Here is a 22,129-nt window from a genome sequence, read left to right as displayed (position 1 = left end):
TTTATTGATTTTGCTTTTCTATTCGAATTCCAACATTAGCAATTCCCTTCAATTTCTCATCGTACATTCCTTGTACAATTTCAAAAACATACTTCCCCGATTTTGGGAATACATACTTTTGCTGATAAGGAACTTGTAAATCAAAAAGATCTCCAAAACCACTACCAAACCATTGACCTGTTTTATCAGCCAGCTTTAGCTCTATTTTTCGATCAGAGATCTGATTATCAGGAGAAATAGATCGTACAAACAACCATAAATTGCTGTACTGATATCCGCCTGAATTGCGCACGTTCACATACAAATCATGCGCTTGAATGGTATCGGTAATGTCTACTTCGAAACGAAGAACATGATCCTGACTCCATTCGAAGTCAGGAATGTCTTCATATTTTTCGTATACCCTGTTCGAATCACAAGAGAGTGCTAAAACTCCAAGTATTGCGACACAAAGAATTCTTACTAGCTTCATGATTCTGAAGGTTTATTCGGTTTTCTTGGTTTACGACGGAATTTTCTTTTTGGACGTTTCTTTGCTGGCTTCTCTTTTGAATCGAAACGGTTCAGACTATCTTGTCCTACCACATTTTCATAATCTAAAGATTTCTTCGCTTCAGCAACGGCCTCACTCATTAATTTTTCAACCTTAATGCCCTTTTTATTCTTGCTGATCACATCTAAAACCGTATCAACAGAAAGCTGGACCATATTGATCGAATTGTACTTGTCGTACGAATACCACATTACTCTCTTGAAAATATCGGTCTTTTGATGATAAGCTGTACCATCCTGTGTTTCCAATTGAATATTCGTATTCGGAAAATCCTTTTGAGCATCGATATAACAATCCAATTCAAAATTCAGACAACATTTTAGTTTCCCACATTGCCCTGCTAATTTCTGAGGGTTTAGCGAAATCTCCTGATAACGAGCTGCATTCGTAGTAACTGAAACAAAATTGGTAATCCAAGTTGAACAACAAAGTTCTCTGCCACAAGGTCCAATTCCACCAATTCTTCCCGCTTCTTGTCTTGCCCCAATTTGACGCATTTCAATACGAATCTTGAAAGTTTCCGCAAGTACTTTAATCAAAGTACGGAAATCAACACGATCATCAGCGATATAATAAAAAATTGCCTTTGTCTTATCACCCTGATATTCAACATCACCAATCTTCATATTGAGCTTTAACTCAGCAGAAATTTGGCGTGCTTTAATCATTGTTTTGTGCTCCAATGCAATTGCATCGTGCCATTTTTCAATATCTACAGGCTTGGCCTTACGATATATTTTTTTCGCTTCGTAAGTTTTGGCGTTCAGTTTTTGCTTTCGCATTTGTTCCACAACCAAATCTCCAGTCAATGAAACTATTCCTATATCGTGTCCTGGTGACGCTTCTAAAGCAACCACATCACCTCTTTTTAATCTTAATTGATTTGAATTTGAGAAGAATCCCTTACGGGTATTTTTAAATTTTACTTCAACTATATCTGGACATAATACACTCTCAGGAACATCACTCAACCAATCATAAACATCTAGTTTTCCGTCCAGAAGTCGATCATCCTTTTTATTGGATGCGCATCCTCCGCACTTTCCTTTTGGTTCCTTATTTTCTATCATATGTATATTGATTATTAGTCGATAATCGACCGCAAAAATAATGAATTTAATTTATAAACCTTTAAAGGTAGTAATTCAATGAATTAATAGCCTCTTATGGTCGTAATAATTTAACCAATTTAAGGCTTAAATCTAAAAATACGATTTTAGAATTCCCATTTCTTTCAATGTCTGCATGTGCTCTCGATAACTCATCCGCTAAAATCCACACATTTTCCTCATTAATAAATGGTGAAAAGCGCTTAGAAAAATTCATTTCTTCTCCATTCAAAAATACCATTTCAGGCTTTTTTAAATTGAGAATAAAATTTTCTCTTACCATTCGAACACTGTAATTTAAGAAACTCTTTTGACGCTCTCGACCGATGCCTGCAATTTGCTCCGACCAGTCCATTAATCCCTCCACATTACGTGCATAACTTAAGCGCATAATGGTCACGAAATTTTCAAAGTTAAAAGCATTTTCGTCAGAATTCTGGATTAAGATTCTTGCCTTACGATAACTTCCACCCGCCAAACGCACAACATTTGTTAACTCAGTTCCAGATAAATTGAATTCTGAATTCAATGCATTTGACAAATCGGTTGAATCGATTTTAGGAACATTCACTATTTGCGTACGCGAAAGAATGGTTTGAAGAATTTTTTCTGGCTCTTCGGCCACCATAAAAAACAAGGTCTTTTTAGGTGGTTCTTCAATCATTTTCAGCAATTTATTGGCACAAGAACGATGCATTTTTTCTGGCAACCAAATAACCATGATCTTATAATCCGACTCGTAGGTTTTCAAATTGAGCTTTCGAATGATCTCATTACTTTCCGAAGAATAAATTAAGCCTTGAGCATTATCTACACCAATTGTTTTGTACCAATCTCCCAAATCAAAATACTGATCGCTCTCAATCTGTGTTCTCCAGCTATTAATGAAATTATCACTAACCGGATTGGTAAATCCTTTTCCCTTTACAACAGGATAAACAAAATGCAGATCGGGATGAATTAGCTTTTGATATTTTTTACAAGAAGAGCAAACACCACACGAATCATTCTCTTTTTGATCGAGACAAGACACATATTGAGCAAAGGCAATAGCAAGAGGTAATTTCCCAACTCCTTTTGGGCCAACTAACAATTGAGCATGACTAACTCGGTTCTCTTTAACGGTTTGTATGAACTGATTCTTTACAGATTCAAGCCCAATTATATCTTTAAATTGCATGAATTTACTTTCGATTCTGTTATAGCCAATCTAATGCAGACCTAAAGGTCTTGCTATTTTATTCTCAGCCTTCAATTTGCAAAATTAGCTAGAATAATACATTAGGGTATCCAAAGTTAAAAAAATATCCTAGTGCTTTGCAAAAAGTAAGCATCTTGGTCGTAAGTTGTAATAAAAATGACGTTTTACCACCAATTATTCAATATTGAAATTTTATGCAATCGTTTCAAAACCTACTCCCAACACGATCTAAAGTACTGTCTTAATTAAGGATAGACCAATTCGCGATTTCTTTTTTGCAGTCATTTGTAGAAAAAGCTACCTTTGCTTACACGAAAAAAACTAAATATAATTATATCATGCAAGCTATTGATTCATACAATTTTTCAGATAAGAAGGCTATTATTCGTGTAGACTTTAATGTGCCTTTAAACGAGCAATTCGAAATTACTGATGATACTCGTATCCGTGCTGCATTGCCTACTATCAAGAAAGTATTAGAGGGTAATGGTTCAGCAATTTTAATGTCTCACCTAGGTCGTCCAAAGGGAAAAGATGAAAAGTTTTCATTAAAGCATATTGTTGCTCACTTGTCAAAATCGATTGGTGTTGAAGTTAAGTTTGCTGATGATTGTATTGGTGAAAGTGCTAGAACAATGGCTGCAGAATTGAAGCCAGGTGAAGTTCTTTTACTTGAAAACCTTCGTTATTACGATGAGGAGAAAAAAGGTGATGAGGCATTCGCTAAGAAATTAGCTGATTTGGCTGACCTTTGGATTAATGATGCTTTTGGAACTGCTCACCGTGCTCACGCTTCTACTGCTGTTATTGCTAAATTTTTCCCTGAAGCCAAACTTTTCGGATATGTAATGGAAGGTGAACTATCAAGTGTTGATAAGGTATTGAAAGATACTAAGCGTCCATTAACTGCAATTATGGGGGGAGCCAAAGTTTCATCAAAAATTGAAATCATTCAGACTTTAATGTCACAGGTTGATCACTTGATTATTGGTGGTGGTATGACTTACACTTTTGTGAAAGCAATGGGTGGTAATATTGGTAATTCTTTGTGTGAAGATGATAAACTTGAAGTTGCAAGAGAAATTCTGGCAAAAGCAGAAGAGAATAATGTAAAGCTTCACTTAGCTACTGATGCTTTGGTTGCTGATGATTTCTCAAATGATGCAAATACTAAAGTTTGTGCTGTACATGAGATTCCTGAAGGATGGATGGGATTAGATATTGCTGATGAATCGGCTAATAATTTCTTCAAAGTTATTGCTGAATCAAAAACTATTCTTTGGAATGGCCCTGTGGGTGTATTCGAAATGGACACTTTCGCTAAAGGAACTAAAGCTATTGCTGATGCTATTGTAACAGCAACTGAAAAAGGTGCTTTCTCATTAATTGGAGGAGGTGATTCTGTTGCAGCAATTAATAAATATAAGCTTGCTGATAAAGTCAGTTATGTATCAACAGGTGGTGGTGCACTTCTAGAATACATTGAAGGTAAAGAATTACCAGGTGTAAAAGCTATTAGAGGATAATTAAATTCCAAAATACTTCCCTTTGGGGAAAATACAACGCAGTCCATAATTGGGCTGCGTTTTTTTATTCTCTTTTGATCAATAAATCTTAAACATTTTCACTATATTTTCGTAACATAACTTTTGTATGTAACTACAACTACTTATTTATGAGAAAATTTCTACTTGTATTTGTTGCCATATTCTCTATTCTTGTGTTGAAAATAGAGGTTATTTATGCCCAAGTTGACAGCTTACACTATATTCCACCCATGTGTTCGTTTACTAGTTCATCTTCGAATGTACAGGATCACCAAATGGTGTTGACAACTACGGAATCAACAGCTTTTAATGTAACGATAAGAAACAATGATGGCACCTTTACGAGAACTGTAAGTTTATCAAGTTCGAGCCCTCAAAAAATTAGTTTAAATTGGCCTGGGCGTGTACTCAATTCTCAAGGAATAATTGGTACTTCCCAATTGAATAATGTTTTGGATATTGAAGGGCTAATTGTCTCAGGTTCAAAAAAATTCTTTGTCAATATCCAACAAAAATCTGGCGCACAAGGAGATTTACTTACCTCGAAAGGTACAACTGCATTTGGAACTAATTTTTATAGTGGTCATATGTACTCCTCTGTAGGCGGGTATGATAGTCAAAACGGACATTTTATAGGTGTGATGGCGACTGAAAACAATACCAATGTTACGTTTGATAATTCTAATATTCTTTTTTCAGGACAAACGTCACATACCTTTACAATAAGCTTAAACAAAGGACAATCGGTAGTTGTTGGCGTTAGTGTGAATCAGATTAAATCACAACAAGGCTCAACTAAAGATCTGAATGTGGTAAACGGAACTCACATAACTTCCAATAAACCTATTGCAGTAAGTTCTGGTTCATGGTGTGCTTCAGGTTATGGAAACTCTAATCCCGGACGTGATGTTGGATTTGATCAATTGGTCCCAACAGATGTTGTTGGTGATGAATACATTTTAATTAAGGGAGAAGGAAGAAGTGGAGGAGCTCAACACAACGAAAGAGCTTTGGTTGTTGCAACGGAAGCAAATACTGTAGTAACCTATAAGAACAATACTAAAACAAAAACGTTAGTAAATGCTGGAGATTATTTCTTTACCAGTATCAATGATTTTAGTAATACTACTGATGGGAATATATATATTCATGGTGATAAAAAAGTTTTTGTCTATCAAACCCTTTCCGGTGCCAATAAAAAACAAACCGCTGGTTTGTGTTTTATTCCTCCGTTAAAATGTACTGCGGATAAAGAGGTAACCGTAGCTTTTGCAAACAAACTTTCCAGCTTAGGTGTAAATCCTATTTTAAAGCTAGTTACCCAAGAAGGCTCACAAATTAAACTAAATGGAGTAAATTTAGCGAATGGATTTAAACAATCTGTTTCTGGTAATACATATTGGGAAGCATACAACATACCTAAAACTGAATTGCAAAAGACTAAATATGGTGGAGGCTCCAATTGGATTTTTGACATATCTTCTACGGGAGCATTAAATGCAATGCTTGCTGTTGAAAGTAATAATGTAGGTGGTGGTGGTTTTTTCTCAGGTTTTGGAGATATACCTCAAATTGATCAAAATCCTGAAATTGCAGAACAAGGCTTGTGTGGTGATAATGTTGTTTTAACAGCATCTGGTTTTACAAACTACAACTGGTACAAAGATGGTGTTCTTGTTTCTGCTAATGATGATGCTACTTACGAACCTTCTGAGCCAGGCAGATATAAAGTAACTGGTTTGTCTCCCTGCGGTGCTTCATCTACGGAATCTTTCCCTTCAAATGAGATTAGAATTCTCCCATGCTTATCTGTAAATCCTTCCGATATAACGGTTACTGAAGGTACTGATTTAAATGCTGTATTTCGAGTTGAATTATCCCATATTTGGCCAATATCAGATAATGTAGATGTTACTTTTAGCTATCAAACAGTAGCTGGAACAGCTGCTAGTGGGCAAGATTTCACTCCTAAAACCGGTAGTGCAACGATTCCATCTGGTTCTGCTTATGTTGATATACTTGTACCAATTACAAATGATATCCTTAATGAAGATGATGAAAACTTTACTTTCACCATTTCCAATGTTGTTGAAGCCATAGAAAGTATTACGGTAGGTACAGCAACCATAAAGGATGATAACGATCCAATGCCTACAATTTCTGTTTCTGATCAAACAGTAAACGAAGATGCTGGAACTATTACAATGCAAGTGAATCTAAATACAGCTAGTGGTAAAACAATTACAACCAACTACAATATAGTAGATAATACCGCAATTCAACCAAATGACTATACAGCTTCAGCATATTCTGGTAGCTTAAGTTTTGCTGCAGGTGAAACGAGTAAAAATATCTCTTTCAATATTATTGATGATAATATTTATGAACCTGGAACTAATGAATTTTTCACAGTTCAGTTAAGCAGTTTGGTTAATACAACAGCAGGAAATATTAATGCCAACATTTCAATTATAGATAACGAAACACCGCCTGTAATAAACATTGCTGATGATAGTGAAACAGAAGGTACAAATATTGTGTTCCAGGCAAATTTAAGTCATGCTGCCGACGTAGCAATCACTTTCAATTACGCTATCGTCTTAAGTAATGGGGCTGGAAATGCAAAACAACAAGATTTTATAAATTATTCTACTTTCTCTTCGGGAACAATAACCATTCCCGCAGGTCAAACAACATTTAACTTTCCGGCCTTTATTACCAATGATGATAATGCAAATGAGCAAACCGAAGCCTTTGTTGTTAATTTTTCATCTGTTAGTAATGCTGTACTTGGAAATACCTCAGCAAATGGAACAATTTTAGACAATGAAGGAAATCCTACACTATCAATTTCAAATGCATCAGCAACTGAAGGAAACACCATAAATTTTACGATAACGGTAAGCCCTGTAAAAAGTTCGGATATTACTTTCGATTACAGAACCGTAAATGGGACAGCCAATGCTTCTTCCGATTTTACTGGTAGTGGCTGGACATCAATTACCTTGCCTGCAAATCAATCAAGCATGACACTCGGTATCTCAACAACCCAAGACACCGAGGAAGAAGAAAATGAATCTTTTACTGTAGAAATTGGAAATCCTCCAAGCCAAGTTGACATAGGTCTCGGACAAGCTACAGGAACCATCATTGATGATGATGACACGCCAGATGCTCGTAATGACAACTTTACAGTTGATGAAGATGATGTTTTAACAAACAATGTAATGACCAATGATCTTGGACTTGGAGATCCTCCTGTATTGGTGATCAACAATACTAATCCAACAGATGGGAATCTGGTAATTAACAATGATGGCAGTTTTACTTACACACCAAATGCCAATTATAATGGTAACGACTCATTTCAATATACAATTGAAGATGTTGATGGAGATCAATCTACAGCAACTGTTTCGATCACAGTAAATCCAATGAATGATTTACCAATTGCTAATAATGATACTTATTCAACTCCTGAAGACACAGCTCTTAGTGATGATGTGAGTAGCAATGACCAGAATTTATTTGATCTGCCAATTACCTACTCTTTGGTTAGCGATGTGAGTAACGGTAGCCTTACGCTTAATGCTGATGGTACATTTACCTATACCCCAAATTCAGAATATTTTGGGTCGGATGGATTCACCTATAAACTAACGGATGGAAATGGAGATGCAGTACAGGCAAGTGCAAGCATAAACGTAATTTTTAATAATGATGCTGCGCCAGTTGCAAATAATGATAATACTTCAACAAATGAAGATACAGCCGTTACGATTGATGTTCTGGCAAACGATACCGACATTGATGGCAATCAAACCATAGATAAGGCAAGTGTTCTGATTAAATCCGGTCCGGCAAATGGAAGTCTCTCGCAAAATTTTGTTACCGGTGAAGTAACCTATACACCAAATAATAATTTTACAGGTGCTGATAGTTTTACTTACACTATAAAAGACAATTCAGGTGCTGAATCAAATACAGCAACTGTTTCAATTAATGTAACTGTAGATAATGACCCACCTGTAGCCATTTGTAAAAGTGGCGTAAGCATTTACTTGGATGCTTCAGGATCCTATACATTAACACCTGCCGAAATAGACAATGGATCAAATGATGACAGCGATGGTGGAACAGTGAGTTTATCTGTTTCTCCCAATACTTTCGATTGCTCGGATAAAGGAATCGTAACGGTAATCTTAACAGTAACTGACGAGGATCTATCGAGTACAACTTGTACAACTGATATCACCATTTTAGATAATAGCAACCCTACAATTAAAACAAGTCAAGCTGATACCACAATTACTGCCGAAGCTGGAATATGTGGAGCTGTAGTAAATTATACAGGCCCAATATTCACGGATAATTGTGACGGGGATCAAAACGGAACTTTAATTGTAGGATTATCAAGTGGTTCGAACTTCCCTGTGGGAAACACTACTGTGACTTACGAGTATACTGATGCATCCGGGAATGGACCTATACAATCAAGTTTTACCGTAACTGTTGTTGATGATATTCTTCCGGTTTTAAGCAATACATCAAACAGAAATGTAAACCCAAATAATAGTGGATGTACTTACCTTGTTAGTGGAACCGGATTTGATGTTGGCGCAAGTGATAATTGTGGCATTGCAAGTATTACACACAATTACGATGGCGGCGGAACTAGTTTAAACGGAAAATCTTTTCCATTGGGAAATACAGATGTCACATGGACCGCAACCGATGTTAATGGAAATCCAAATTCACAAATTGTACAAATAAGTGTAAGTACAAACCTTGGAGCTAGTATCAGTGGCCCTTCTGGAAATTCAACTTGTGACGGTGAAAATTCTGTATTTACCGCTTCTGGATCAGGTGGAAACCCAGCCTATTCGTATAAATTTTACGTAAATGGAACAGAAGAAACTGTTGGTGTTTCCGGAAACACTTTTACTACCAATACATTGGCTGATGGCGACAAAGTAAAAACTCGCATAACAGATAGCAATGGCTGTTTTGTTGAAAGCAGTGAAATAACAATGACCATTTATCCGAAACCAAATCCCAAATTATACCACGAATAAATTAGATTATACAATCCCGTTTGCCACATTAGCAAGCGGGATTTTTTTGTCCTTATCATTTCATTTTTTTCAATTAACTTTGCAGCAAATTTACTACGTTAAGCTATCTGTTAAATGAATTGGAAAGAGGAAATATTCAACATTTCAAGTGAAGAAGAATTTGAACAAATTGCACTTCGTGTATTTTTGTATCAAACAGAGAACAATCCTGTTTACAAAGAATATCTTCAGCATCTGAAAATAGAGGCCTCAGATATCACATCAGTAGAACAAATTCCTTTTCTTCCTATTGAATTCTTTAAAAGTAGAAAGGTTGTTTCAACAGATAAAGAAGCTCAAGCAACATTTACCAGTAGCGGAACAACTGGCAATTTAACAAGCCGCCATTTTGTTCCCGATTTAAAGCTTTACGAGGCCAGTTTCACAAAAGGTTTTGAGCAATATTATGGTGCGGTAAGCGATTACTGCATATTGGCTTTGTTACCCTCTTATCTCGAAAGAGAAGGCTCTTCTCTAATTTACATGATGGAGAAGCTTATAAAGGATAGCGAGCATAAAAAAAGCGGTTTTTACCTGCACAATCATGAAGAATTGATTGCTACGATTGCTGATTTGAAAAAACAGAGTCAAAAGATACTTCTACTTGGTGTTAGTTTTGCCTTACTCGACTTGGCTGAAAAATTCCAATTGGATTTAGATGGTGTGATTGTAATGGAAACTGGCGGCATGAAAGGCCGAAGAAAAGAAATTACCCGCGAAGAACTGCATGCTTTTCTAACCAAGAAATTGGGCGTTCAAAAAATCCATTCAGAATATGGAATGACCGAATTGCTATCTCAAGCTTATTCGAAAGGCGATAGTTTATTTTTTACACCTTCGTGGATGAAGATTCTGATACGAGATACTTATGATCCGTTTACTTACGAAAAGCAAGGTAGAAGTGGCGGTGTAAATGTTATCGATTTGGCCAATGTTCATTCTTGTTCTTTTATCGAAACGCAGGATTTAGGAAAAATCCACCCCGATGGTAGTTTTGAAATACTTGGCCGCTTTGATAATTCGGATATTAGAGGTTGTAATTTACTCGTAAATGAATAATTTGGATTGTAATACCTCTTTGTATTTAAACCAACCAACTTACTTCAACTGCTCAAGCCGCAGAGGCTCTTACTTTTTCCATTAATGAAAAAGTAAGCAAAAAATCTAGAACTAGTAAGCTTAAACTACCTATCCTTGAAAACTTTAAGTGCGGCGGGGTGATCTTCTCAATTCTTCGAAGCTTCCCCGTCTTTCTAAAAGTTTTCTGCGCCTAAGCAGCTTAACCTTCCAATGTCCACAAAGTTTACTCCAATATTATAGTCGAATAAAATTGAAAGACTTGTGAAATTATTATAACAAGAATATATCCTAAACATTAAATAAAAAAACACCAAATAGAGTTTAATGAATGTAAACCAACTCTATTTGATGTTTTGAAATTCCCCTACCAAAAGGAATCCAACATTGTATTTTCAACAAGTTTCTTTTTAAGGAAACCTATATTAGCAAAACTTATAAATACAAACGTGCTTGTATTTCTCCCCTGGCTTTAATTCAGCATTAGGGTAATGATCATGATTTGGTGAATCAGGGAAAATCTGAGTTTCCATCGCGATTCCAGCACAAGCTTCGATCGGAGCACCATTCTTCCCAGTTTCTGAACCATCAAAATGAGCCCCAGTATAAATCTGAATACCTGGTTGATCGGTATAAACTTCCATTTTACGTCCTGATACAGGATCGCAAAGCGTACCCACTAATTTTGTTGAACCATCGCAATTATTTAGAACAAAGTTGTGATCGATTCCGCTAATCATATTAATTTGTTCATGATCTGTATCGCAAGCAGACTTTACAGTTTTCGCACTTGTAAAATCAAATGGCGTACCTACTACCGGAGTAATCTCACCAGATACAGTTCCTAATTCTGCCGAAATTGGCGTGTAATTAGAAGCATTTAACTGAAGTGTATGATTCTCTGCAGAAGCTTTTCCTGCTCCATGTAAATTAAAGTAAGCATGACTGGTTAAATTAATTATTGTAGGCTTAGATGTTTCTGCTTCGTACTCAATAACAAATTGATTGTCTTCAGTTACTCCATAAATAACAGATACTTCTAATTTTCCAGGATACTTTTCCTCACCATCTTCACTTGTTAAGCTTAATTTGTAAGCTTGTACAAATTTATCAAGTGTAATTGGTGTAACTGTCCAGTTTTTTGAATTGAACCCATTAACACCACCATGTAAATGGTTTGTTTCATTGTTACAGTCTAATTGAAATTTTTCTCCTTCAATTTCAAATTTACCACCAACAATTCTGTTGGCATAACGACCGCATAATGCTCCAAAGTATCCATCGCCTGCAAGAATTTCATCCATGCTGTCGTAACCAACTACAACATCTTCAATGTTACCTTTTGCATCTGGTACTTTTATTGATGTAATCTGTCCTCCTCTTTCGATGAAGGTGATTTCTATATTCTTATTTTTAAGTGTGTAAGCACGCATTTTAAAATCTTTTTTGAATGAATATTGGATAATAAAATTAAGCTATTTTTCTTCTTATTTTAGCACCTTTTAAAGCAAAGAAAATAATATATGCGTAAAAGAAGAAGAAAAATAGATAAGCAGCACTATAGTTACAAGATGCAGCATCAATTGTTCCATCAGGTAATAAATTACCAGTAGCATCTACTACTTTACCCATGATTATCATCCAAACACCAACAAATACTACACCAGTACAGATAATACCTGATCCTAGTTTTGCTGCAGCTACAGGAATGTCTTTCATAGAAAGATCGAAAAGTACCGACCACATAATTGATAAGAATAATCCTTGAGCGATTAATGGCCATATTGAGAATGAAGTTCCTTTAGTTAAAAAGAATACACCTAACAGAGCAACACAAATAAGCGAGTTTACCAAGAGAACTTTTGATGCCTCGTACTTCTTTAAAAGACCTGCTCCCAACAATCTACCCACAAAGAAACCTGCAGGATAAAAACCTAAAATCATGGTTGCATATGCCATTGTTTTTCCTTCAACATTGTACTCCACATAGTTTAAGAAGTAGTTACCAACTCCAACCTCAAGTCCCATATACATACCAATAGCAAGGAAACCTAAAATTAAGTGAGGGAAACTCCAAGCACTACGACCAGCACTTTTATCTGTAGCATCCTCTTCTTCACCTTCAATAGCAGGTAAATGCATGAAAACTAAAATAACTGCTGTTAATATAGAAATAGCCGCCAATGCAATAAACATTATTTTTGCCATGTTTTCATGAACGATAACGTTTCCTTCATTTGATTCAATAATGAATCCACCAATAATTGGAGCTAATACAGCAGCACTTGAATTGATTGCCATTGCTAAAGTTAAACGAGAAGCAGACGTTTCAGGAGTACCTAAAGCAATTACATAAGGGTTAGCAGCAACTTGCAATACTACCACACCTATAGCTGTGATAAAAAGACCTGCCAATACCATGCCGTAACCAATTCCTAAAGCTGGAACAAAAATAGCACAACCAATACCTGTAATCACCGAACCAATGATTACACTCTTTTTGTAACCAATTTTTTTAACAATTCCACCAACTGGTATGGATATGATATATGCACCAAAGAAAGCGGCACTTACTAACTGAGCTTGAAATTCAGTAATTGTAAACTGTGCTTTCATAAATGGAACCAAGATGTTATTAATCCATGTTACAAATCCTAAAAGGAAAAGTAGAAAGGACATAATTGCAAAAGGAACCGCGTAATTCGTTTTTGAATTTCCCATGATTATTGTATAAATGTGTTTGATATAATACAAAAGCAGTTGGATAAATTATTTTACCCAACTACCTAATTCATTTTATTATAATTCTACTTTAACTGATCCCTCAGCTCTAATGAATAGTTTATGGCAGTTACCTTCGCCAAATACTGATTCTAGTGTTGAAATGTAATCCTCTAAAACATCATTAGGAACGAAAGCCTGGATGGTTCCAGCAAATCCTCCACCATGAACACGCCATGCACCTTTACCTTTAAGAACTTGTTCGCTTAAAGCCAATGCAAGAGCAACGTTTTGATGTTGAGATTGTCCACCAACAAAAATATTTTGATTGTACATGTATGAGCTAAATCCTGACTCAATAACAAGACCTAAGAATTTTTGGAATTCGTTAGCCTCTAAAGCAGCAACCTGATCTACAACGCGAGCATTATCTCCCTGGAAGTGCATTGAACGAAGAATAGCACGATCGCCAACTTTCTCGCGAATTGTTGGAATACCTTTTACTACATCTTCCATAGAAAGAGGACGAAGAACTTCTTGACCTAGTTCTTTAGCTACTGCTTTCATTTCTCCCGGAAGAGAATTGTATTCAGCATCTAAACCACCGTGGCTACCACCTGTATTGGTAATTACCAATGAATATCCTGTTTTTGCAAAATCAAAATCCAAAGCCTTTACAATTGGGTTAGCAGGATTTTCAAAATCGATTGTAATAAAACCACCTACAGCACAAGCTGTTTGATCCATTAAACCACAAAACTTTTTACAAGCATGCTCAGCTTTCTGACCAATTTTTGCATTGTCTACTGGATCTAATTTTCCATCGTTAAATAAGTGACTAAAAATAGCACCTATCAAAACTTCGAAAGAAGCAGATGAACTTAATCCCGATCCTTCTGGAACAGCACCATCAATAATTGCATCAAAACCAGAAACTTCAAGACCTAATTCTTTAATACCTGCAGCAATTGAACGAACTAAATTGGTTGGCGTTACTTCAAATTCAGTAACTTCAAGATTCGATAAATCTACTTCGAACGGAGGGAAACCAACTGAATTAATACGAACAACATTGGTCCCATTAGCTGCAGCAACAGCAATGTTATCTAAATTTACAGCTCCAGCCAAAACTCTACCCAACTGATGATCAGTATGATTACCACCAACTTCGGTACGACCTGGAGAACTAAATAAACTTGCCTCATCGCTACCAAAAGCAGTCTGAAAATCAGCCAATTGCTTAGCATATCTATCAGCTTGAAATTTTAGTACAGCAGCATCATTACCATATAAAGCATTAAACGCTTTATTATCGCCACCATTAAGTTTCTCAATTATTGCATTTATTTTCATCTTAATATATTTTAATAAATTATTGTACCTGTTCCTTTATTGATGCTCTGTAGTTGTTCTCCCAATCCCATGCAGATTTGGTCATTTCATCCAGTGTTTTTTCAGCTTTCCAACCCAAAACGGTATTCCCAATGGTTGTATCAGCCCAAATTTTAACAATGTCACCAGCTCTTCTTGGAGCAACAACATAGTTCAATTTCTCTCCTGATGTTTTTTCGAAAGACTTGATTACTTCAAATACAGAGAAGCCATTACCTGTTCCAATGTTAAACATCTCGTAAGAAGATTCATTTCTACCGTCGATCATTCGTTCAATGGCAATAATGTGCGCCTTTGCTAAATCTACAACATGAATGTAATCGCGAATACAAGAACCATCTGCCGTGTCGTAATCGTCGCCAAATACACTTAACTGATCGCGCAAGCCATAGGCCGTTTGCGTTATAAATGGCATTAAATTGGCAGGAACACCAATAGGCAATTCACCAATAAGACCTGAATGATGCGCTCCAATTGGGTTAAAGTAACGCAATGCGATTCCTTTAATTTTCGCACCCGAAGCAATTGTATCTTTTAGGATGTTTTCATTTACCTGCTTGGTATATCCGTAAGGAGATTCGGCAGGTTTTACTATAGCATTTTCAGTTACCGGCAACTCATCTGGCTGACCATAAACCGTACAAGATGATGAGAATACAAAATTCTCAATTTCATATTTCTTCATTCCCTCCAATAAATTTAGCATGGTAACCAAATTATTGCGGTAATAATGCAAAGGAATGTTTACTGATTCACCAACAGCTTTTGCAGCAGCAAAATGAATAATTCCTTTTAAATCATTGTTCTCAGCAAAAAATGCATCCAGTTTTACCTGATCAAGCAAATCCATCTCATAAAACTTCGGACGTGTTCCTGTGATTTTTTCGATGCTATCAAGAACTCTTACTTCTGAGTTAGATAAATTATCAATAATTACAACTTCGTATCCTTTATTGATTAACTCAACTGTTGTATGAGAACCAATGTACCCAGTTCCGCCAGTTACTAATATCTTTCCCTTCATGATTATTTTTGCTTGTAATGTATTTCAGGTAATTCTCTTAATCTTTTGGCAGCTCCTTCTGCTGTAATATCTCTTTGTGGCGTACCAACATTTCGTAGCCTACCATAAATTTCTTAACCGTTGCTGAACGAAGCAGTGGTGGATAAAAATGCATATGCAGGTGCCATTCCGGATGCTCTTCTCCATCGGTTGGAGCTTGGTGAATACCTGCCGAATAAGGAAATGAAATCTCAAAAAGATTATCATACATTATTGTCAGTTTCTTGTAAATATCTGCTAAATCAGTTCTCTCCTCATCGGTTAATTCCAATAAGTTAGAAACTGCTCTTTTAGAAATAATCATGCTTTCAAAAGGCCAGGTTGCCCAATAAGGAACCAAAGCCACAAATGAATCATTTTCAGCTAAAATTCTTTCTTTCTTTTCCAACTCGCCATTTAGATAATCCAATAGCATTGTTCTTCCATGCTTATCGAAGTATTCTTTTTGAGTTTCTGTTTCTTTAGATGTTTCCAAAGGAATTAAACCTGAAGCCCAAATTTGTCCGTGTGGGTGAGGATTCGAACATCCCATGATCGAGCCCTTATTTTCGAAAATCTGCACGTAGCCAATGTCTTCACGAGCTCCCAGTTCTTTGTATTCTTTGCACCAAAGATCAACCACTTTACGGATATTTTCCACCTTCATTTCTGGAACCGTAAGACTATGGTCAGGGCTAAAGCAAATTACTTTACATACACCTGATTCACTCTCTGCTTTAAAGAGATCACCATCTTCAAATTTTCCTTCTGGAGTATCTTGCAACAAAGCACTAAAATCGTTCTGGAAAGAGTAAACATCTTCATAATCAGGATTATTTTCACCACCAATACGTTCGTTTCGCGGACACAAATAACATTCCGGGTCATGAGATGGACGAGTATCTTCTACTACCTTTTCAACTTGACCTTGCCAAGGTCTTTTCGATCTGTGTGGTGAAACAAGCACCCATTCTCCAGTTAAAGGATTGTACCTTCTGTGAGGATTCTCGATATAATCAAACTTACTCATAGCTACTTTATTAAATATTTTCGATTCTTTTTCCTCCCTTACCCATTTCTAAAAAAAGTTGTGGATTCTTTAGAATCATTTTATTTCTATTCTATATGACGATGAATTGAATTCTGCCGGGCTTAATTCACCCAATTGAACAATTAACTTTGAGGGGGTAATTGCGTCAACAGCAGCCCGACATTCTTCAACTTGCTCATTGTAATTTTTTGTACCTCAGTTTGGAAATTAACCTTAGCGAAATGAAAATCATATCAATCAATTTCATCACTAATGAATATCTTACTGGTTGGTACTGGTGGGTAAATATAGTTTTTTTTCATTAAAACCCAAAAATCTATTCGAAATTTGGGTTTAAATCAATTGAATCCAGATTATAAGGATCTTCTTCTAATCAGCTCGCACTTGTTTTGAATTAGTTCTTTTTCACCGCCTAGTACCATTTTTGCAAGTAGTTCTCCCATTTCCTTAAAATCTGTACTAATCGTAGTAATTCCATCAGCTACAACCTCTTTAAGTGGCGTATCATTATAAGAAATGATTCCTAATTCCTCACCAATTTTAAACTGGTTGGCATTTGCCTCTTTTACCAAGCGAACCATATCATGATCGTTCGGTACGATATAAACTTCCGATTTTTGGATTGCATGTCCTTTTAGGCTGGTAATAATCTCGAATTCCCATTCCTTGTCGTATTGCTTTGCAAATTTCTTAAAGCCCTTCATTTGGCCTTCTGGTTCTTTACCGCCAGGATACACCAAATACATCTTTTTATATTTCTTCAACAGATCTAATCCTGAAGAAAGAGATTTAAATACATCATTCTCAAAATTCTGATAAACTGCAGGATAGTGCTTTTTTAGCGTAGGGTTGGTTTGATCTAAAATGTAAACTTTATCTTGTGGCAATTGCTTTAAAACTGAATAGGCATCCTTAAACTTGGCAGGCATTATAACGTAAGAAGTGTATTTTCCATTGTTATTTTCTATCAGCTCCTTAAATACTCTCTCATTAAAATGATGAAAGAAAATATCTACAGTTGCAACTTCATTCAAACTCTCTAAAAAAGAGTTGTATAAGAATTCTTTAAACACATTAAACTCTTCGAAAAGCAAAAATATTTTGTGCTTTAACTGCGTAATATTACTCTCTAAATAATAACCTTTACCGGGTACCGATGAAATTACCCCTCTAGCCTTCAATTCATTGAATGCAACCAACACAGTATCTCGTGACAGTTTAAATTCTTTGCATATCGAGTTAATAGATGGTAACTGATCTCCAATCTGAACATCACCATTTTCAATAGATTGATATAGAGAATTAATCAACTGTTTGTATTTTGGCACACCCGAATCAGTTGTAACGGAGAATATTTTTGAAGGCATAATCTATTGCTTTTAAAATCGTATTTAAGAAACAAAGATAGTCTTTTTCATTAACTGTTGGGTACTGGTTGGTTTTTTATTCTATTTCTCAAAAAAATGATTACAAAAAAAAGGCAGCCGAATGGGCTGCCTTTTTAACTACATACTAAATTGTTTATAAAAAATGCTTACAACCTTACAAATAAAATTGTAGAGGCATATCGTGTATTACTTATTCTTAAAGATTATTGTCTTAAAATAAACCAAACTTCTGGATTTGCAGCACTAGTCAATTTAACTTGTGTAGGATTTTCAGCATCATCCATTTCTGTAATGTAAGGTGCATTATTTGCAACAACATTTACAAACGTTTCAAAGTGCCCATACCATTTCCAGTTAAAACCACCATCAATTTTAATAACATTTAAATAATCCTCATGCCCTACAACTCCGCCAAAACTCAAGTTATAATGAGATCTATAAGCTTTACCTGCAGCAGTAAATGAGTAAAAGGACATTCCAATATCATTATAGGCAGCATAACATAAGCCCATAAATACTTCTCCATATAAGTTCTCACCCCATGTGCTATTGTTTGCAGCGTGAGCATTATCCCAAGCTATTTTTATAGCATCAGAACGATCCGTTTCAACACTAGTATCAAGTGACCATCTTGCTAAAGTCAAATCGATAGGAGCAAATGCAATATCAACAGTTAACTCTCCATTATCAGCTATAAATTGCTTGCTTTCTTTGTTTAATGTGAAATCTTGTGCAGATGCATTTAGTATTTCAACTGGCTTGTACAAACGAATTCCTTTATCCGTATAAACAAAAGCAATTGTTTCATTTACATCCTCTTTTCCATCGTTATATACAAAAGTTAATTGTCTTCCAGCCAGAATAATAGTAACCTCAGTTCCATCAACTACAGTACCAAACGAAGCACCTCCAAGAAAATCTAAAACCTCTTTTGCTTTAGCAAAATAAGCTTCAGGAGTTTCAGTCATTTTAATCAAACGCATGTCATTTCCGGTTTTGGTTCCCTTAACAGAAATCACAGCCTCATCGTTCGACATCAAAAGAAACTCAGAATCACCACCTTTGGCATTGTATTCTGCCGCTGAAGGTGTCGCAAAAGCGTGCATAAATGGATTATAAGTATTAAATGTAAGTACAGGACCTCCGTACGAAATCAAATCATATAAAGAGATTTCAGGTTCTGCATCTGGCACTAATTCAGTCCACACAGAAACACTATCGTGCTGGTTAAATTTCACTACATAGTTAAAACCACCATACTTTTGGGTTTCTTCTGGAAAATACTGAAATAACCACCCTTGTTCTGAAGATTTAAGGGCTTCATCAAACTCCTGTATTGCCGCAGTTTTACGCTCGGCTGCTGTTTCTTCAAAAAGCATATCTGTTTCATTATCACACGAAACTGCACCAATGCTTAATAACAAACCAAACAGCACTATATATATATTTTTCTTCATAGCTCTTATTCTATTGTTATTGAATCAAAATCTTGTTCGTCTAATTTCTCAGCACGAGTCTGAATAGCTGCACGTAAGTCATCCATATCTATACTCCAAACCTCTTTCATATAAGATTTAACGATAGTTATTTTCTGCTCAAGAATTGCTTTGCCAGAATCTCCTGCAGGCTCAATTTTAGCAGCCCACGACTCTTCTGTATTCGTAATATAATGGGCAATTAACTCCACAAAATCTTCATTCGTTTCTTTACTAGAATAGTCACTAATAAAACCTGCTTCTAAAGACGATTTTCCATCCCAAGCATCATTCCATGATCCACCAACATACTCCGTTGAAGAAATCTTGTCAAAATCTGTAGTATAATCTTTGGTTTGATGTAAAATGTGAGAAAATTCATGGAAAATTGTGCGGAAATAATATTCATACAATCTTTCAACATTAGATATATCCAAATTGTTGATATCATACAAAGTGATTTTTAAACCACCTTCTGCCGTTCCCAATACAACTGTACCATTATTTCTGTATGCACCAGAACCAACCATCATCATCATTTTAGGAAAATACACCTTTAAAAAGCCCTCTGGAGCTACTTCCTCGTAAGCATCTAAACAAAGATACTTAACCAGATTAGCCATTTTCACAGAGTTTTCATAGGTCGCAGGAACCAACTGATAGTTCATATCCGACTCTATATCCGCCAGTTTATACTGGAAACTAATGTTATATGGCTCGGTATAAATTTTCTCCAAATATTTGTCAAAATCGTTGCTCTCTCCCGTTCCAATACTAATAACACTAACATCGGTGTTAGGGTCATCGTCATCAGTACAAGCAGCAAGAACAATTATCATTATTGCCAGTGATAGCCAATATTTTATATTATTCATCATTTTTCTTTTTAAAATTAGTACTTAGCGCGGATTTGCTTCAAAACCTGCAGAAACAACATCCTGAGGAATCTGAATTGCTTTTCTTAAGTCTTCCACTTCTAAAACATCTATTACTGTTGATGTACCGTCTGCTTGAATTTGGTAACGAGGAACTTCAATTCCATATCGCTTAATATCAAACCAACGCAATCCCTCGTGCAGAGTTAAAACTCTTCTGCACTGCAATACGTAATGAATTAAATTTTCTTGAGTACCTGTTGCAAGCGTAAACTTGGGACTTAACCTTTTCTTTTGACTTGCAGATACTTCTGATGAAAATGGCAAATTAGAATAGAAATCGTTTACCTGAGTCAATGTAGCTTCATTCCCTTTAAAAAAGTTAGAACTCCACGCATTTAAATCTGCCAAGGCTGCATCATTTTCTCCCAACATTGCTTTTGCTTCAGCTCGAACAAGTAAGGTTTCATCGGTAGTAAATGGTATCATTACAGATCTTCTATAACCAATGCCCGCTACAGGATCTGTATACTCGAAAAGAAATGGAATTTTATAAAACAAAGTCTTATCAAGATTAGTACCTGCATAAACAAAAGGTCCAAAATTATAATCAGATCCCGAAATACCTCCAAATGGGAGTGGTGCTAATAAGGTTTGCTCATCAGCAATTTTTCGAGAATGGTTATAACGAGAACCATGGTAATATGCACCAAAATAAAGTCCAATATTAGAACCAGATGTTGCAGCCAATAAATTTGCCGCATCATTAATATATGCATTTGTTACTGGATCTGGCTGACGAGGCAATGCTCCTAATGCTGCCCAATCTCTCAACTGTGTAGAAGGATTATCGGTAACAACCTTACTTGCATATTCCTTGGCCTTTGCCCATTTCTCGTAATATAAATTAAAACGTGCAGCAAATGCATAAGCGGCCTTTTTTGTAAAATGATAGGCATTTACTTCATAAATGTCATCACTTATTAATGGTAAGGCAGCCTCGATATCAGTATTTATTTTTTCGTAAACATCTTTTACAGTACCTCTCTCATACTGCGGATTTAAAGTAGTTTCTGATGTTTCCATATATGGAATTCCTAAGTCAGAAGAACTAGATCCTGTATTGTAGTGTTGACAAAAAACATTTACCAAGATAAAATGATTGTAAGCTCTCGTGATTAAAGCTTCTCCTTTTTCTGCTGCCAATTCGGCTTCGCCTAATTCTGCAATAGCGGCTAAGGCTTCATTTGAGTGTGCAATGGCGCCATAAGCACCTTCCCAGATCGTTTTAGGATCATCATTTTCAACTTCAGTAATGTCCTCCCAATTGGCTATTTGCTCGTAAAACCTAGTGGTATTAGGATTAGATTTACCATTGTCGTCAACATTATCAGACGATACTTCAGTAACTAATGCATAATTACCTGTAGAATATGCGGACACCAATAACTTTCTTATTTTCAATTGGCTATCCACCTCTGCTCTATTGTCTGGTGTTTCGTCCAAAAAACTATCGCACGAAACGGTAATCAATGCCAAAAGAGCTATAAATAATATATTTATTCTTTTCATGTTTAAACTTTT

Annotated in this window: 15 protein-coding genes; 3 read left to right on the top strand and 12 right to left on the bottom strand. The window is 35.9% G+C overall.

The window, feature by feature from the left end:
• Window position 1 precedes the first annotated feature (1 nt).
• From L3049_RS14900 to L3049_RS14890, 3 genes are all read right to left on the bottom strand, one after another.
• Window positions 2-472 (bottom strand): gliding motility lipoprotein GldH, encoded by a 471-nt coding sequence (locus L3049_RS14900; RefSeq protein WP_275110614.1) that lies wholly within the window; start codon window positions 470-472, stop codon window positions 2-4.
• Entirely contained in the window at window positions 469-1,623 is a 1,155-nt protein-coding gene (locus tag L3049_RS14895) for a PSP1 domain-containing protein (RefSeq protein WP_275110613.1), read from the bottom strand. Before L3049_RS14895 ends, L3049_RS14900 begins: the two co-directional genes overlap by 4 nt.
• A gap of 94 nt (window positions 1,624-1,717) precedes the next feature.
• The gene (locus tag L3049_RS14890) at window positions 1,718-2,842 is read right to left on the bottom strand and encodes a DNA polymerase III subunit (protein WP_275110612.1); all 1,125 of its coding nucleotides are present in this window, start codon (window positions 2,840-2,842) and stop codon (window positions 1,718-1,720) included.
• A 359-nt stretch (window positions 2,843-3,201) separates the two neighbouring features.
• Here L3049_RS14890 and L3049_RS14885 point away from each other — a divergent pair, with 359 nt between their 5' ends.
• The 3 genes from L3049_RS14885 (at window position 3,202) to L3049_RS14875 (ending at window position 10,583) form a co-directional block, all read left to right on the top strand.
• On the top strand, window positions 3,202-4,389 hold the full coding sequence (locus tag L3049_RS14885; protein ID WP_275110611.1) for a phosphoglycerate kinase: 1,188 nt from the start codon (window positions 3,202-3,204) through the stop codon (window positions 4,387-4,389).
• Between the two features lie 149 nt (window positions 4,390-4,538).
• On the top strand, window positions 4,539-9,485 hold the full coding sequence (locus L3049_RS14880; RefSeq protein ID WP_275110610.1) for a tandem-95 repeat protein: 4,947 nt from the start codon (window positions 4,539-4,541) through the stop codon (window positions 9,483-9,485).
• A 114-nt stretch (window positions 9,486-9,599) separates the two neighbouring features.
• Window positions 9,600-10,583: a LuxE/PaaK family acyltransferase gene (locus L3049_RS14875; protein ID WP_275110609.1), complete on the top strand. Its 984-nt coding sequence runs from the start codon at window positions 9,600-9,602 to the stop codon at window positions 10,581-10,583.
• Window positions 10,584-11,026: 443 nt separating this feature from the next.
• On the opposite strand, the gene L3049_RS14870 is transcribed toward L3049_RS14875, so the two are convergent.
• From L3049_RS14870 to L3049_RS14830, 9 genes are all read right to left on the bottom strand, one after another.
• Window positions 11,027-12,034, bottom strand: a complete 1,008-nt coding sequence (locus L3049_RS14870; protein ID WP_275110608.1) for an aldose epimerase family protein — start codon at window positions 12,032-12,034, stop codon at window positions 11,027-11,029.
• A gap of 37 nt (window positions 12,035-12,071) precedes the next feature.
• Complete coding sequence (locus L3049_RS14865) at window positions 12,072-13,322, bottom strand: MFS transporter (RefSeq protein ID WP_275110607.1); 1,251 nt, start codon at window positions 13,320-13,322, stop codon at window positions 12,072-12,074.
• Between the two features lie 78 nt (window positions 13,323-13,400).
• Window positions 13,401-14,675 carry a galactokinase gene (locus L3049_RS14860; RefSeq protein ID WP_275110606.1) on the bottom strand — a complete coding sequence of 425 codons (1,275 nt, stop codon included), beginning with the start codon at window positions 14,673-14,675 and terminating at the stop codon, window positions 13,401-13,403.
• Between the two features lie 19 nt (window positions 14,676-14,694).
• Window positions 14,695-15,738 (bottom strand): UDP-glucose 4-epimerase GalE, encoded by a 1,044-nt coding sequence (gene galE / locus L3049_RS14855; RefSeq protein WP_275110605.1) that lies wholly within the window; start codon window positions 15,736-15,738, stop codon window positions 14,695-14,697.
• A 37-nt stretch (window positions 15,739-15,775) separates the two neighbouring features.
• On the bottom strand, window positions 15,776-16,786 hold the full coding sequence (locus tag L3049_RS14850) for a UDP-glucose--hexose-1-phosphate uridylyltransferase (RefSeq protein WP_275110604.1): 1,011 nt from the start codon (window positions 16,784-16,786) through the stop codon (window positions 15,776-15,778).
• Window positions 16,787-17,160: 374 nt separating this feature from the next.
• Entirely contained in the window at window positions 17,161-18,174 is a 1,014-nt protein-coding gene (locus L3049_RS14845; protein ID WP_275110603.1) for a GntR family transcriptional regulator, read from the bottom strand.
• 224 nt (window positions 18,175-18,398) lie between these two features.
• Entirely contained in the window at window positions 18,399-19,652 is a 1,254-nt protein-coding gene (locus tag L3049_RS14840) for a DUF4302 domain-containing protein (RefSeq protein WP_275110602.1), read from the bottom strand.
• 5 nt (window positions 19,653-19,657) lie between these two features.
• A complete protein-coding gene (locus L3049_RS14835; protein WP_275110601.1) occupies window positions 19,658-20,545 on the bottom strand; it encodes a zinc-binding metallopeptidase in 888 nt (295 codons plus the stop codon).
• Window positions 20,546-20,569: 24 nt separating this feature from the next.
• Complete coding sequence (locus L3049_RS14830) at window positions 20,570-22,117, bottom strand: RagB/SusD family nutrient uptake outer membrane protein (RefSeq protein ID WP_275110600.1); 1,548 nt, start codon at window positions 22,115-22,117, stop codon at window positions 20,570-20,572.
• Window positions 22,118-22,129 lie beyond the last annotated feature (12 nt).

Origin of the sequence: Labilibaculum sp. DW002 (assembly GCF_029029525.1) — a bacterium.
Lineage (GTDB): Bacteria > Bacteroidota > Bacteroidia > Bacteroidales > Marinifilaceae > Paralabilibaculum > Paralabilibaculum antarcticum.
This window is presented reverse-complemented; position numbering and strand designations above follow the sequence as displayed.

Coding starts and splice junctions, on each gene's coding strand:
- L3049_RS14900 (WP_275110614.1), bottom strand. CDS start 472: ATGAAGCTAGTAAGAATTCTTTGTGTCGCAATACTTGGAGTTTTAGCA.
- L3049_RS14895 (WP_275110613.1), bottom strand. CDS start 1,623: ATGATAGAAAATAAGGAACCAAAAGGAAAGTGCGGAGGATGCGCATCC.
- L3049_RS14890 (WP_275110612.1), bottom strand. CDS start 2,842: ATGCAATTTAAAGATATAATTGGGCTTGAATCTGTAAAGAATCAGTTC.
- L3049_RS14885 (WP_275110611.1), top strand. CDS start 3,202: ATGCAAGCTATTGATTCATACAATTTTTCAGATAAGAAGGCTATTATT.
- L3049_RS14880 (WP_275110610.1), top strand. CDS start 4,539: ATGAGAAAATTTCTACTTGTATTTGTTGCCATATTCTCTATTCTTGTG.
- L3049_RS14875 (WP_275110609.1), top strand. CDS start 9,600: ATGAATTGGAAAGAGGAAATATTCAACATTTCAAGTGAAGAAGAATTT.
- L3049_RS14870 (WP_275110608.1), bottom strand. CDS start 12,034: ATGCGTGCTTACACACTTAAAAATAAGAATATAGAAATCACCTTCATC.
- L3049_RS14865 (WP_275110607.1), bottom strand. CDS start 13,322: ATGGGAAATTCAAAAACGAATTACGCGGTTCCTTTTGCAATTATGTCC.
- L3049_RS14860 (WP_275110606.1), bottom strand. CDS start 14,675: ATGAAAATAAATGCAATAATTGAGAAACTTAATGGTGGCGATAATAAA.
- galE (WP_275110605.1), bottom strand. CDS start 15,738: ATGAAGGGAAAGATATTAGTAACTGGCGGAACTGGGTACATTGGTTCT.
- L3049_RS14850 (WP_275110604.1), bottom strand. CDS start 16,786: ATGAGTAAGTTTGATTATATCGAGAATCCTCACAGAAGGTACAATCCT.
- L3049_RS14845 (WP_275110603.1), bottom strand. CDS start 18,174: ATGCCTTCAAAAATATTCTCCGTTACAACTGATTCGGGTGTGCCAAAA.
- L3049_RS14840 (WP_275110602.1), bottom strand. CDS start 19,652: ATGAAGAAAAATATATATATAGTGCTGTTTGGTTTGTTATTAAGCATT.
- L3049_RS14835 (WP_275110601.1), bottom strand. CDS start 20,545: ATGAATAATATAAAATATTGGCTATCACTGGCAATAATGATAATTGTT.
- L3049_RS14830 (WP_275110600.1), bottom strand. CDS start 22,117: ATGAAAAGAATAAATATATTATTTATAGCTCTTTTGGCATTGATTACC.